Origin of the sequence: Maridesulfovibrio sp. (assembly GCF_965230075.1) — a bacterium.
Taxonomy (GTDB): domain Bacteria; phylum Desulfobacterota; class Desulfovibrionia; order Desulfovibrionales; family Desulfovibrionaceae; genus Maridesulfovibrio.
In genome coordinates this window covers 1,287,374-1,300,589 of the sequence record NZ_OZ245945.1, presented here as the reverse complement: position 1 = coordinate 1,300,589, position 13,216 = coordinate 1,287,374, and the positions used below count along the sequence as shown (strand labels likewise).

Genomic DNA, 13,216 nt, shown 5'->3' with positions numbered 1-13,216 from the left:
GCCTTCGGCGACCCTGCCGGGGGCCTTAAAATCTAGATCTTACCTGTTCGGCTTCTTCGTGTTTTTCCTGCACTTCAAGAGCCTTGGCAAGGGTTTCCCAGAACTGCTGCTTGGCGGGCTTAAGAGCCGCACTTTGACGGGCCAAAACCTCAGCGACCTGCGGGTCCTCCCCGCTTTCAAGGTAAATGCGGGCCAGCATGTTCATGGCTGCGGCATCATTGTGGTTGGCGTTCAGGGCCTGATGCAGATATTCACGGGCCTTGTCCATATCTCCGCGGGAGTAAGAAATCCGGGCCAGATGACGCATGCTCAGGGCGTCCCCGCCTTTGAGCTTGGCAGCCTTGAGGTAATATTGTTCAGCCTCGTCCAGACCTTTGTCCTGTTCGGAAAGCACCCCGAGACGAACAAGGGAGAAGACATTCTCCGGCTCCAACTCTAGGCATTTCTCATAAGCCTCGCGGGCCTTATCCATGCTGCCCAGCATCTGACAGGTCCAGCCAAGGTTATAGAGAGCCATGATGTTCTTGGGAGTGATGCTGAGAACTTCCTCAAACTGCTTGCGGGCCTGCTCCGGCTTGCCTACCTGCGCGTAGCAGATACCAAGGGAGTTGCGGGCAAGGATGTTGTCGGAATCTGCCAGCAGAGCAAGGCGGAATTCCTCGATTGCGCCGTAAATATCACCGTCCACGTAAAAACGGTCTGCGGAAATGTTAAGCGATACAGAATCGAATTGAGCCACCATGGGCTTTTCGAGCATGAGTGAATGGTCCAGCCCCTTACGGCAGTTTTCAAGGATTTCACTGCGCCGATAATTAAGGAAGGGGAATGAAGCCACTCCGGCGGCAAGCTCGATTTCAAAATCGTCCGAACATTCGCGCACCAGCCGCAGGACATTTTCCATCACCGCATCGGATTCCCCGTCCGGGAAGAAGTAAATCAGGCTGTTCAGGCTGTAGCGTCCCCCCATGCAGGATTCATCAAAGAAAGTTTCCGCCCTTGAAGCCACTTTCTGAACTTGAGCGTCAGTCAACTTCTGGAAATTACCGCCCTGCTCCGCCGGATTAGCGGCAAGCCGCAGCACAGCCACGGAAAATTTATCCATATTCTGACGCATCCGGCTGTAGCGCCCGATAAATTCCTTGTAGCTGTACAGCCCGGTAACAATATCCCGCTGCGGAGAGACATTGGCCTCCGGTCCGGCCTGCGCATCAAAAAAACTATCCTTTTCATTAAGCAGGGTTAGACGGTCTCCATCAGTGACAGGCCATGCCGGATCACTTAAATGCAGGATTTCCGCAAAGGCTATCTCTTCCTGCACCTCGATAATAACAACCTCGGCCTTGTACATAGTCGGATATGTTCCGGAAATACGCTCATCCTCAGTTAGGCGAGCCTGAGTGCCGGACTGGTAATCAGGAGACCAGACCAGAAACCGCGCACCTTCACGGGCATCAACACTCTGCCCGATGGATAAAGCCAGACGCTGCAAAGGCAATACTTCCAGAACCTTGGCACCCTTCTGCAAAATATCGGAATAAGCAAAAACGCAATTACGCCCAAAATCCTTGGCTGTAGCCACAGCCTTGGCGGCCTTGCGCATGAGAATACGGGCCTGTTCGTCTGCTGAACGCTTGAAATGGGGGCCGGAAAGAGATTGCGGATAGTTGGCATACCCGGCACTTACGCTGATCTTGAGCACATCTCCGGTAACAGGGTCCTCAACCGGAAAACTTTCGACCAGTGCACGCAACTCTTCCGCCAGCTTGGCACAGGCTTTGGGACGACCATCCGGAATCAGAAAAGCGAATTTATCATCAAAAATACGGGCGCAGATTACCGATTCAACAACCACTTCATTAATACGCGCTGCAAGATCAGCGATTATGGAATCGCCCAGCCCGTAGCCGTAGCGGTCATTAATGCGCTGGAAATGATCCAGATCGAGAACAACAACGCCAACTGATCCACTAAAAGTAGGGATACCGGGGTCTTTACAACCACCAGTAGTGGGCATCATGCAGTTCTGGATCAGGTCCAGTTCCTTGTTAAGCTTGGACATGAAATAGTCGCGGGTAGCCATTCCGGTCAGCCGATCGGTAATGGAACCTTTATAGAGTAGAATCTTTTCCAGCGAGCAGGCTGCCAAGGCTTCAAGATAAGGAGGCAAAGCTTCCGGGGCTTCCAGATCCACTCCTCGAGCAATGAAGTAGCAGAGGTCCCGGCCGCGTAAACGCAAGGGAAGCATCAACTGGGCTTCCTCGGCATTGTAACTTGCCTCAAGCTTGGCCCGAAATTGTCCCTTGGCAGGCTTGGGAAAATAGAGGCTGTATGATTCGAAGGGCAGGAATTCCTGGATGAGGTCCTTAAGGGTGTGCTCGTAGAGGATCAAATCCTGCGGGGAAAGACTGATTCCGGAGGTGAAGAGGTTGTCCTTGTTCATAGGCACGGACATAACCCGCATGGGGATTCAAGACAAGCAGGGAGTTGCAGAGGCGGACTGTTTAATTAGTTTTATAAGTGCCAATTACAGCCTTTTACAATTTAAACATTTTTGTCAATAGAACCAAAACTACTTTGTAGCCAAATACAAATTTGAGATATTTTCCATTATATATTAGGAAATTCAAACTTCACTACACTTAGATTGATAATTATTTTTTTCTAATTTTGACTACTCAATCAATCACTAACCACAATTTCAAATTGCAAAAAGCACCTCTAACGGACTCTTTGCACACTATTTGCAAATTCCTACCACTAAATACATTTCCGTAGAACAAATTTATACAATTTTGAAATTATATATTTCAAAAAAGCTTCGTAAGTGAGATTTCAATGAACCCTACCTTGATCGAAAAACACTCCAAACAGCTGCTACAGGTAATGCCCGCCACTTCCAACTGCATGTCCCGCCTGACACGACTGGACAGACAGTGGACCATGGCCACCATGACCGGAAAAATCAATTGCAGTAGAATTGCCCAGACACTCATCGATTTTATTATCAAAACCCAGGAGAACTTCTCCGGCCTCAGACAGAACCTGATTGAAATACTAATCAAAGAAAACACGAGTAAAGTAGTTCAGGAAATATCTGCAGTAGCGCAGGTCGTTATCGACATTCTTAAACGAAATCTCTTCGAAAGAACGGCAGACGTCGGCTTCCTTGCCACCGACGATGACCTTGTCCGCTTTCTGTCAAACCCGGAAAGAGATCTCCATGACATATCCATAATTGAAGACAGGCTTCGTGAATACAGGGATAAATACACTGTATATAATGAAATCATCATCCTAGACACCGCAGGACGGGTTTGCGCCCACCTCGACCAGGACAACAGCATCACGAGCTCAAGAGACCCGCTTATCGCTGAAACCCTTGCAGCGAAAGACTATGTGGAAACTTACAGAACCAGCGATCTGGCCCCGGATGCAGGTGAAGTACTTATCTACTCGCAGGCCATTAAATGCCCGGACACGGGAACTGACCTTGGAATCCTGTGCTTGATATTTGATTTTGCGGGAGAAATGGAAGGAGTTTTTAAACATCTAAACGACTTCTCAAAAGACACTGTTCTAATTGTGCTCGACGAACGTGGACACGCGATCGCTTCCAGCAACACGGACTCAATCCCTGCAGGTAAAAAAATAAACATGAATCTTGATGACGATTTTCAGATTATCAGCATCAACAACACTCCCTACCTTTCCAAAACCGTCAGAACCAAAGGATATCAGGGATTCTTCGGTTTACCGTGGTATGGTCATGTACTGAAAAAACTGGATACAGCCTTCAATGGTAGCAACGACAACTCATTTGACGCAGCGGCCATCAGAGACAAAGCCCATTTTTCAGGACGGTTGACCCATGTGGAAGAAGCTTCTGAAAACGTGCTCTCCGACCTTGAGCTGGTTGTGCAGAACGGCGAAATCATGGCTGCAAAAAAATGCATTGAACCAAATCCGGTAGAACAGATGGAAGGTCGCGCACTTCCGCATATCCTTAATGAAATTAAAAAAATCGGCGATCAGGTTCAGAGCGTATTTCAGCACTCCACTGACGAACTGCTCCAGCTCGTCACAGCTTCAAGGCTGCATGACACCCAGTTCCTTGCCCAGCTCGCCATCGATATAATGGACCGCAACCTGTACGAAAGGGCCAACGACTGCCGCTGGTGGGCACTGACTTCCGACTTCAAAACCATTCTCGCTAAACCGAATATAGATGATGCGGACCGCGACCAGATGCGTAAAATTCTGGGCTATATCAACAGCCTATACACAGTTTACACCAACCTGTTCATCTATGACCGGACAGGCAAGATACTGGCCTGCTCCAATCCCGGAGAATACAACAAAGAAGGCAGGGTACTAAATGTAGGCTACGTTGCTGAGGCTCTAAGAATCACAGACTCGCAGCTCTACTGTGTTTCCGACTTCTTCAAGACCGACCTCTATGCCACCGAAGAGCAGGATCGCCACACATACATATATAATGCATCCATCACTGCGCACGAGGATTCATCCCACGTGCTGGGCGGTATAGGCATTGTATTTGATTCGGAACCGGAATTCAAAGCCATGCTTGGGGATGTACTTCCACAGGACGGTCAGGGCAGAATAATTGAAGGCGCGGAAGGGATGTTCGTTGAACCGGACGGCAAACTGATTTCCACCACCAACCCGGAACGCAAACCGGGTGATACAATAAATCTGGACCCGGATTTCACCCAGTTGAACGAAGGGGAATCCACAGTCAAACTGGTAGAAGAAGACGGATCACTCTACGCTGTTGGCTGCGCCCATTCCGCCGGTTACCGGGAATATAAGCGAGACGGCAGCTATAAGAATGATGTGCTTTGTGTAGTAAGAATATTGATTTAAAATCATAAAAAACAATAGATAAGACCTCTTGCTTTTCATTGTTGCCGGGTGTAGCGTCCGCACATCAATTAACATCGCCACAGCAATACTGCCCACTTTTTTCAGGATTTCCTTTTATGAACCTATCTCATGTTCGGGCAGTAGCAGTCCGCTTATTCCATTTTCAAAATATGTCACATGCTGTCCGCAGAGGCGGCATGAACATTGTCCGGTAAGCCATGTGTAGGATGCGGATGGTGCTGTATTTCCGACCAATGTGAAGTTTCACACCGTAAATACGGATACATGAAACGATGCCCGGATCTGTTCTGGGACGACTCTATGAATCGCTACGTTTGCCTGTTGATGAGTGATCCTAACGAAGGAGAGGACGCAAAGCGCCAGTTATTCGAAGGACTCGGCTGTTGCGCACCACTCATGACATGGCGCGACAATGTCCGTAATCGGGATAATGATTGAGAAAAAGTGTCAGCAATAAATACAATTCAAAATCTTTAGTAAATAGATTTTACTTCTTCCAGTACGAACGTACTCCGGGTGGCGTTGACCCCTCTGGTGTTAGCGAATTCTTTCATCACCACAGATGAATAGTGCTGCATGTCACGGGCAACTATCTCAACCATGATGTCAACTTCACCGGAGACTGCGTACACACTGACTACCCCTTCAATCTGAGCTAAATCTTCGGCAAGCTCCTGCCAACCTACACTTGGATTACGGAACACCCCACAATAAGCACGCACAGAATACCCAAGTTTCATGCGATCTGTCCGGGCACGGTAACCGACAATAACTCCCTCTTTTTCCAAACGTGCAATCCGGCGCGAACAGCTCGAGTGGGTAAGGTTCACCAACTCAGCCACTTCTTTATTTGAGATTCTTCCATTTTCCTGAAGCGCGGCAACTATCTGCCGATCCACATTATCAAGCTTTGTCATATGCAAACTCTTTGCGATTACAGGTTTGTTTTGAATTCCTATTTCACATCTCACGCAAATTTAGTCAAACCCATGCACACTATTTGAAAAAACAAAGCTTTTGCGAAAAATATTTGCAAAAAGATTCCAAAAAGAAGTAAATAGAAAGAAATTTCCAACATCCCGCAGGGCTTTTCACATCGACCTTCCCCGGCGATGAAGTTCTGGAATCAAAGCCGCGCAGCAGCACAAGCACACAAGATGCATTCATCCCCTTTTGCAGACAAACCTGCTGCGCGGCTTTTGTAAAAATCAGTAATCCCATCAGTCACAAATTTCGCGCCATACCTAAGACTTCTTCCCAACCTTTTGCCTACGCTTCTTTTTCCCTTTCTGATACCATTCTTGATCACCGTACATTTCATCAGCACATTCTTCACAAAGACTATGACTGAATTGTGACCCAGTATGGCTTTCCACATATGATTCGAGTTCACTCCAATATCCGTCATCGTCCCTGATCTTCCTGCATTTGGAACACATGGGAAGCAAGCTGTTCAGAGTGCGGATATCCTCTTCTTTCAACTCCAGCAGTTTCGCATTCTTTGAAAGAAGAACCCCCAGATAAATAATAGAAATAAGCGACAGAAATGTAACCGCAAAACCGGGCAGTTCACTCATAGTTTTAGTCAAGGAACTCCTTTGCAATACCCCGGTCCAAATCAGAAAAGTCAATAATTGCCTTGAAGCCATTAAAAAAAACATTGCTGCAAGAAGAAGGATCTTCCACTCCCGGAATCTGATTGCAATATACACAGCAACCCCGCAAGCAAGAACCCTTACAAAGATAGAAACAAGCAGCTCAGGCTTCGGCACCATGAACCATACCGCAACCAAGGCAACAACTGACAGTATAATGCATAGGACGATCCGTCTGGGCCATAAACTCATAAACAAACTCCGACCAGAATTTTAATTCACGTTTTTAATATATTAGCACACACTGTAAATTTAAGCAGCCATCGTCGACAACGAAATCCTCCATATGTTATAGACAGCAGGTACTGATCAGCGTAAACGGATTTCCCAGCCTTCCATATGTTAATGACGGCCTCCGGCCATCAAAACCAATTATCAGGGTTTATAAAATGGAAACAATCAGTAATCCGCAGGAACTTCAGAACTTATGCCTCATGCTTCGTGCTGAGGGTAAAAAAATAGGCCTTGTGCCGACCATGGGATATTTTCATGAAGGCCACTTGAGCCTCATGGACGCCGCCCGCAAACAATGCGACGTGCTCATCGTCAGCCTCTTTGTGAACCCCACCCAGTTCGGGGAGAACGAGGACCTCGACGCCTATCCCCATGATCTGGAACGGGACTCAAAACTTGCCGAAGAACGCGGTGTAGATATTCTTTTCACCCCGGTCCGCGACGACATGTATTTTGACGACCACTCCACCTGGGTGGAAGTGCCCGAGCTTGCCACCAACCTTTGCGGCAAATCACGGCCAGTACATTTCCGGGGAGTTGCAACCGTTGTCACCAAACTTTTTATGACCGCCCAGCCCCATGTAGCCGTATTCGGTCAAAAAGACTGGCAGCAACTGGCAATCATTAAAAGAATGGTCCGCGACCTGAACATCCCAGTTGATGTGCAGGGGCATAAAATTGTGCGCGAAGAGTCAGGACTGGCCATGAGCTCCCGCAACGTTTATCTCACCGAGAAAGAAAAATCCGTAGCCCCTAATATCCAGAAAGGATTACAGAAAATGCGCGACTGGGTCGCTGCCGGAGAGTCCGATGTGGCTAAACTGAAATCTGACCTAATTGAATTCTACACTGAGACGATTCCGACCGCCCGCGTTGATTATATCGAAATTGTGCACCCGGAAAATATCAATATCCTTAAAAATGTGGGCGAATCTGCACTTTGTGCGGTAGCATTACAACTTGGTAATGCGAGATTGATAGACAATTTGCTCATAAAAGTGTAAGGTGACTTCATTCTTATATGCAAATTTATTTATATAGTGAATTTAAACTATATATTTTGGGGCGTTACCGGGAAACGGTCTCGAACAACATTTACCCCGCCAATTAATTCCAGGAGGAACATTTAAATGATCAGCAGCAAAGGCAAGTACTTTTTTACCTCTGAATCAGTAACTGAAGGTCACCCTGATAAAGTGGCTGACCAGATTTCCGATGCAATCCTTGATGCCATTCTCGCTCAGGATAAAGATGCCCGTGTAGCGTGTGAAACACTGGTAACCACCGGTATGGCATTCATCGCAGGTGAAATCTCCACCACCGGTTACGCTGACTTTCAGCAGATCGTTCGCGACACCATTCGTGAAATCGGCTACGTACACTCCGATATGGGCTTCGACGCTGATACTTGTGCTGTTATTTCTTCTATTGACAAGCAGTCCGTTGACATCGCTCAGGGCGTTGACCGCAACACCCCCGAAAGCCAGGGTGCCGGTGACCAGGGTATGATGTTCGGTTTCGCATGCAAAGAAACTGAAACCCTCATGCCTGCTCCCATCCACTACGCTCACAAGCTGTCCCGCAGACTGACTGAAGTTCGCAAGGACGCAACTCTCGATTACCTCCGTCCTGACGGAAAGACCGAAGTTGCTTTCGAATACCTTGATGGCAAACCCGTCCGCATCGCTGACGTTGTTATCGCTGCACAGCACGATGACGGCATCGAACAGGAACAGATTTACGAAGATATCAAGCGTGAAGTTGTGCTGGCTTCCCTGCCCGCAGAAATGATCGACGATGCTACCAAAATCTACATCAACACCACTGGTCGTTTCGTAATCGGCGGCCCCATGGGTGACTGCGGCCTGACCGGTCGTAAGATCATCAACGACACCTACGGTGGTATGGGTAACCACGGCGGTGGTGCTTTCTCCGGTAAGGACCCGTCCAAAGTTGACCGTTCCGGCGCATACATGGCACGTTACATCGCCAAGAACATCGTAGCTGCCGGCCTTGCTGAGCGCGCAGAAGTTCAGGTTGCATACGCAATCGGTGTTGCAGAGCCTGTATCCGTTCTGGCTACCTCCCACGGTACCGGCGAAGTTTCCGATGAAACCCTGACTGCAGCAGTCAAGGAAGTATTCGACCTGCGCCCCTGGTACATCTCCGAGCGTCTGGACCTCCGTCGTCCCATCTACAAGCCTTCCGCTTGTTACGGACACTTCGGTCGCAACAACCCCAACTTCACTTGGGAAAAGACCGACGCTGTAGACGATCTCAGAACTGCTTGCAAAATCTAAGCAGCGCTGAATCACTCAGTATATTCAACCCCGGAAACCAAAAGGTTTCCGGGGTTTCTTTTTATTCCGACAAGCAGTCTATACGGCTAGCAAACCACTTGATTAGTTGACCCATAAAACCAAGAATGCTAGCTCAAAAATCACAACATAAATAATCTGGAGGATCTAATGAAGCATCTCAAAATTATGATTATGGCTGCTCTTGTTACACTGTTACTGGGCGGGTCTGCTTTTGCTCAAAACACATGCGGATCGTCAGGAAGCGTAATGCTGCCGCGCGTTGTTTCCCACTATGAATCACCGAAGTATCAAATGACAGCATTCTTCCTTACTAACACTTCAAATAGTGATGTTGATTGCACCTTTAAAATTTATGACCATAACGGAAACAGAGTGCGCAACAAACTTACAATTCAAACAGGTAATATTTCCTCTGCAACCTACGGCCCGGTCGTTGCTCAAAACGTTGATACCTTTACTCTCCCTGCAAAATCATCTCGGCGAGTAACAGTCAGCAACATAGGTATCCATCTCATAGGCTACGGAAGCCTTGAGTGGTGCAGCCAAGAACCGTCCCTAGCTACTCCTTTAATTGGATCATCTCAATATTTTTATAGAAATGGAGACGTAACCTTTGGAAGCGAATACCTTATTAACGATGGGAGACCATTTTAATTAAATGCATACGAGATCTCAAAACTGCTTGCAAAATCTAAGCAGCGCTGAATCACTCAGTATATTCAACCCCGGAAACCAAAAGGTTTCCGGGGTTTCTTTTTATTCCGACAAAATTTCATATTTTTTCAATCGCGATTTATTAAAAATCATGATTGAAAAACAAATCTGATTATGAGAAAGTGCGTTTCAGATAAAAACCTGAAATGCACCAACGGTGCTGATTTCATTTTCCAGCAATCAATTTATGGGTTTTGTAAGGAATTAGTTATATGCCATTTTATGAATTTGAAGGATTGGTGCCGGTAGTAGACCCCACTGCATATGTTCATCCAACAGCAGTCCTCATCGGCGATGTCATCGTCGGGGCAGGTGCATACATAGGCCCCTGTGCCTCTCTGCGGGGTGATTATGGTCGCTTGATAATCGAGAAGGGGTCCAATGTTCAGGATGGCTGCATCATGCATGGCTATTGCGATGTAGATACCATTGTCGAACAAAATGTCTCAGTCGGTCATGGTGCCGTCCTGCATGGCTGTATCGTCAAGCAGAACTCTCTCGTAGGCATGAATGCCGTGGTCATGGACGGAGCAGTCATTGAAGAAGAAAGCATTGTTGCCGCCATGTCTTTTGTTAAGGCCGGATTTAAAGGATCAGCACGGCAGTTATTGGTCGGCTCACCAGCCAAAGAACTCCGCAAAGTAACAGATCAGGATATGCACTGGCATGGATTAAACATTAAGGAGTATCAGGCCTTGGCAACACGCTCAGCACAATCAATCAAAGAGGTGCAGCCACTGACTGAGGTGGAAGCAAACCGTCCCCGTTTAGCCGGGGTTACTGATGTGCAACCCAAGATGTAGCTATAAATTAGAATATCTCATTCCTTACCCCGGCAACCTTCTGGTTTCCGGGGTTTCTTTTTAGACTTGAGGCAATTCGCGGAAGCATGTAAAGAAACTGTTCACCAACCAGAACAGCAAGTCAGGAGATATAAATATGAGCGCTTTTAAAATCGTTGAAGCAAAACCGAATCCGGATTTTAATATTTTTTATTTCGCGGAGCTACACGGAACCACTCGCTTTGAGCATTCCCTTATGGAAAGCCTCGAAAAATACTGGAACGAATGGCTGCCCTATCTCAAAGCTTACACCCTGAAGCAGCCCGAAGGAGCCAAAGGCACCGACTTCCTGCTGCTCTACCTTGAGAAGGATGTTGAAGATTCCGTTGAGGAAATCTGGCAGGAGACCCCCACCGAGGGCCTTGCACACCACAACCTCGCCATCACCCTTGTAATGTCCGCAGCACAGTCCCTTATTCCGCAGTTGGAAGAAGGTAAATGTGCACCGCTGCCCAAGCCGGGTGAAGAAGTGCTCAAAGCCTTCGAATCCCTCGGACTCACCTGGAATCAGGAAGGTACCATTAACCGCCAGTACGCGGTGTTTACCCCCTTCCCCTACTCCGGCGGCTGCGAAGTCTGTTATCTTGAGGACACCTGTCCTAAGAGCCAGACCCGCAAGCACTAAGATTTTTGAAAGACAGAAAATAAAAATAGCCGCAACATCGATCGATGTTGCGGCTATTTTCTTAGTAATAAAATGGCTCTTTTGTGTTCCAGTAACTGATGTGTAATTGCTCAGGAGCTTTCACATTCTCAATCCTGGTAGCTGCAAAGACCCAATTCTTTTCTATATCAACGTTGGGTGCCAAGTTAATCTTTTTCATATCATCACTGTCCGTCTTAATCGCTGTCACGTCTTGCCCGCCTTTTTCAAGCTTCCCGTAAACTTTGACCCATTGTCCATTTTCAAAAGATTCAGCCTTTGGAGAATCAACCCAGAACCCAAACGAAACAGCATGATCTTCACAACACCATAGGGTGTGCCTCATGAGTATAAATGAACTGCCTGTATCCTGCTGTCCCGCATTATAGACAACCCCACGCATGACAAAACGATTACCGACCAGCTTTGCATCCTTGCGTTCACAAATATCAAAAAGTTCATAGACATTTATTTTTGTATAACCAACACCATCAAAAAATTCTGTGTTGCTTTCGAAATCTTTTCCCTGCTCATGTTCGTACTTTTTCTTTTCAACGATCTCTTTAAATTTATCCAGTCCGTCATTTCCGTTTTCAGACTTCATGACTCTCGCACCAACATCTGTATCCGCTTGCTTACTTTCCAAAACAAACAAGCCAGCCACAACAGCCAAAGAGGCTACCAAAACAATCACAACTATCTTTTTCAACATAAATTGACGTATCCCCCCACAAATTTAAAAGACATAACTCATAAAAGCATAAACAGGTGGGGAGTGCCAGAATTTTGGGGAAATATGGCCTAGGATCATCAAAAACAAAAAGCCGCAGCATCAATCGATGCTGCGGCTATTTTCTTCAGACTTCAAAAATAATCCCTACTCCACAAACGCCACACTTTTTAAAAGAGTACGCTCACCAAAAAACTCTTCCAGCCTTTCGCGCTCGGATTCGAGAATGCGGATTTCGGACAGGCCGACTTCCTCTTTGACCCCGCCGTAAATTTTCAAGGCTTGGTCTATGAAACCGGATTCAACGAAGCAGACATTCATGGCATAGGTGCGGTCATTCCACTTCATGCGAATTTTTATGATCGGGTTACGGGTCTCCTGATCAGTAACAAGGTTACCCGTACGTACTAGAGTGTCGCGCACGTTTTTGGGCAACATGACCGCAAAACGGCTCAGATTCTCGGAGAATGCAGGCTCAAAGGCCACGTAATAATAGGGGTCCACCTTTAGTGCGATGGATTTGCCCGGAATGTTCAGGATAAAAGGATTTTCTACAAAGGCTTTGCCCAAGCCTTCCTGAAGGCGATCAATTCGAACTTTATAATCTTGTAAGGACATTGGTGTAATCCCCCTTTAATCGAGTTATTACACCAAGTTTTATTCCATATCAAACCGATTATTCCTTAACCTATGTCCCGGTAAACAAGGCATGATATGCGAACAGCAAAAAACAGACTAAAGCGAAAAGCTCATTCAGCGTAAACATGGTACTTCCCTCACAACTACTTCAGGTAATCATAAGGACGATCATCCATCACATTTACTCCATAACGCTTTTTCTTTACGTAGAAAGCCGTGGAAAATTCTGAAGCATCCGCTGATTTACGGAAAAAACGAATCGCAGACCAGATGGCGACAACTGCAAATATCAACTGCGCAAGCAGAACCCAAAAGACTGTCCCCGCCATGCCGTCAGAGAAAAGTACGCCTAAAACATCAACTGCAACATTGTATAATTCCATTTTCAACCTCATGATTTTTATGAATAGAATTACACGGGACATGCCAGACATGAAAAATCGTTTGATCTACGGGAATTATGAAAACGCCTTAATATACGGTTAATATTATCTAAATTTTACTATATGCAATATTTTGCACTGGTCACAAAA

The 13,216-nt window shown here is 46.7% G+C and carries 13 protein-coding genes; 7 read left to right on the top strand and 6 right to left on the bottom strand.

Translation table 11 applies throughout. The annotated features are described in order from the left end of the window. Nucleotides 1–25 precede the first annotated feature (25 nt). Nucleotides 26–2,440, bottom strand: coding sequence for a tetratricopeptide repeat-containing diguanylate cyclase (locus tag ACO05Z_RS05935; protein ID WP_421904169.1), 2,415 nt, complete (start codon nucleotides 2,438–2,440; stop codon nucleotides 26–28). A 395-nt stretch (nucleotides 2,441–2,835) separates the two neighbouring features. Here ACO05Z_RS05935 and ACO05Z_RS05930 point away from each other — a divergent pair, with 395 nt between their 5' ends. Then, the gene (locus ACO05Z_RS05930) at nucleotides 2,836–4,884 is read left to right on the top strand and encodes a chemotaxis protein CheW (protein ID WP_421901233.1); all 2,049 of its coding nucleotides are present in this window, start codon (nucleotides 2,836–2,838) and stop codon (nucleotides 4,882–4,884) included. 204 nt (nucleotides 4,885–5,088) lie between these two features. Further along, entirely contained in the window at nucleotides 5,089–5,343 is a 255-nt protein-coding gene (locus tag ACO05Z_RS05925) for a hypothetical protein (RefSeq protein WP_421901232.1), read from the top strand. A 35-nt stretch (nucleotides 5,344–5,378) separates the two neighbouring features. On the opposite strand, the gene ACO05Z_RS05920 is transcribed toward ACO05Z_RS05925, so the two are convergent. Together ACO05Z_RS05920 and ACO05Z_RS05915 are read right to left on the bottom strand one after the other, a co-directional pair. Then, entirely contained in the window at nucleotides 5,379–5,822 is a 444-nt protein-coding gene (locus ACO05Z_RS05920) for an Lrp/AsnC family transcriptional regulator (protein ID WP_421901231.1), read from the bottom strand. Nucleotides 5,823–6,149: 327 nt separating this feature from the next. After that, nucleotides 6,150–6,494: a hypothetical protein gene (locus ACO05Z_RS05915; protein WP_421901230.1), complete on the bottom strand. Its 345-nt coding sequence runs from the start codon at nucleotides 6,492–6,494 to the stop codon at nucleotides 6,150–6,152. Between the two features lie 455 nt (nucleotides 6,495–6,949). Here ACO05Z_RS05915 and panC point away from each other — a divergent pair, with 455 nt between their 5' ends. The 5 genes from panC to ACO05Z_RS05890 all read left to right on the top strand — a co-directional run bounded on the left by panC (nucleotide 6,950) and on the right by ACO05Z_RS05890 (nucleotide 11,296). Further along, nucleotides 6,950–7,798, top strand: a complete 849-nt coding sequence (gene panC, locus ACO05Z_RS05910) for a pantoate--beta-alanine ligase (RefSeq protein ID WP_421901229.1) — start codon at nucleotides 6,950–6,952, stop codon at nucleotides 7,796–7,798. A gap of 126 nt (nucleotides 7,799–7,924) precedes the next feature. After that, on the top strand, nucleotides 7,925–9,094 hold the full coding sequence (gene metK / locus ACO05Z_RS05905; protein ID WP_421901228.1) for a methionine adenosyltransferase: 1,170 nt from the start codon (nucleotides 7,925–7,927) through the stop codon (nucleotides 9,092–9,094). Nucleotides 9,095–9,262: 168 nt separating this feature from the next. Further along, the gene (locus ACO05Z_RS05900) at nucleotides 9,263–9,769 is read left to right on the top strand and encodes a hypothetical protein (protein WP_421901227.1); all 507 of its coding nucleotides are present in this window, start codon (nucleotides 9,263–9,265) and stop codon (nucleotides 9,767–9,769) included. 272 nt (nucleotides 9,770–10,041) lie between these two features. Then, on the top strand, nucleotides 10,042–10,632 hold the full coding sequence (gene caiE, locus ACO05Z_RS05895; RefSeq protein ID WP_421901226.1) for a carnitine operon protein CaiE: 591 nt from the start codon (nucleotides 10,042–10,044) through the stop codon (nucleotides 10,630–10,632). A 136-nt stretch (nucleotides 10,633–10,768) separates the two neighbouring features. Beyond that, nucleotides 10,769–11,296 (top strand): hypothetical protein, encoded by a 528-nt coding sequence (locus tag ACO05Z_RS05890; protein ID WP_421901225.1) that lies wholly within the window; start codon nucleotides 10,769–10,771, stop codon nucleotides 11,294–11,296. Between the two features lie 61 nt (nucleotides 11,297–11,357). Here ACO05Z_RS05890 and ACO05Z_RS05885 read toward each other — a convergent pair whose 3' ends face one another. From ACO05Z_RS05885 to ACO05Z_RS05875, 3 genes are all read right to left on the bottom strand, one after another. Next, complete coding sequence (locus ACO05Z_RS05885) at nucleotides 11,358–12,026, bottom strand: hypothetical protein (RefSeq protein ID WP_421901224.1); 669 nt, start codon at nucleotides 12,024–12,026, stop codon at nucleotides 11,358–11,360. Between the two features lie 165 nt (nucleotides 12,027–12,191). After that, a complete protein-coding gene (locus ACO05Z_RS05880; RefSeq protein ID WP_421901223.1) occupies nucleotides 12,192–12,662 on the bottom strand; it encodes a hypothetical protein in 471 nt (156 codons plus the stop codon). A gap of 164 nt (nucleotides 12,663–12,826) precedes the next feature. Beyond that, nucleotides 12,827–13,066, bottom strand: coding sequence for a hypothetical protein (locus ACO05Z_RS05875; RefSeq protein ID WP_421901222.1), 240 nt, complete (start codon nucleotides 13,064–13,066; stop codon nucleotides 12,827–12,829). Between the last annotated feature and the right edge of the window lie 150 nt (nucleotides 13,067–13,216).

Bases quoted from the DNA above. Each gene is read 5' to 3' on its own strand.
- ACO05Z_RS05920 (WP_421901231.1), bottom strand. From the start codon at position 5,822: ATGACAAAGCTTGATAATGTGGATCGGCAGATAGTTGCCGCGCTTCAG.
- ACO05Z_RS05935 (WP_421904169.1), bottom strand. From the start codon at position 2,440: ATGAACAAGGACAACCTCTTCACCTCCGGAATCAGTCTTTCCCCGCAG.
- metK (WP_421901228.1), top strand. From the start codon at position 7,925: ATGATCAGCAGCAAAGGCAAGTACTTTTTTACCTCTGAATCAGTAACT.
- ACO05Z_RS05880 (WP_421901223.1), bottom strand. From the start codon at position 12,662: ATGTCCTTACAAGATTATAAAGTTCGAATTGATCGCCTTCAGGAAGGC.
- ACO05Z_RS05900 (WP_421901227.1), top strand. From the start codon at position 9,263: ATGAAGCATCTCAAAATTATGATTATGGCTGCTCTTGTTACACTGTTA.
- ACO05Z_RS05885 (WP_421901224.1), bottom strand. From the start codon at position 12,026: ATGTTGAAAAAGATAGTTGTGATTGTTTTGGTAGCCTCTTTGGCTGTT.
- ACO05Z_RS05930 (WP_421901233.1), top strand. From the start codon at position 2,836: ATGAACCCTACCTTGATCGAAAAACACTCCAAACAGCTGCTACAGGTA.
- ACO05Z_RS05875 (WP_421901222.1), bottom strand. From the start codon at position 13,066: ATGGAATTATACAATGTTGCAGTTGATGTTTTAGGCGTACTTTTCTCT.
- ACO05Z_RS05890 (WP_421901225.1), top strand. From the start codon at position 10,769: ATGAGCGCTTTTAAAATCGTTGAAGCAAAACCGAATCCGGATTTTAAT.
- panC (WP_421901229.1), top strand. From the start codon at position 6,950: ATGGAAACAATCAGTAATCCGCAGGAACTTCAGAACTTATGCCTCATG.
- caiE (WP_421901226.1), top strand. From the start codon at position 10,042: ATGCCATTTTATGAATTTGAAGGATTGGTGCCGGTAGTAGACCCCACT.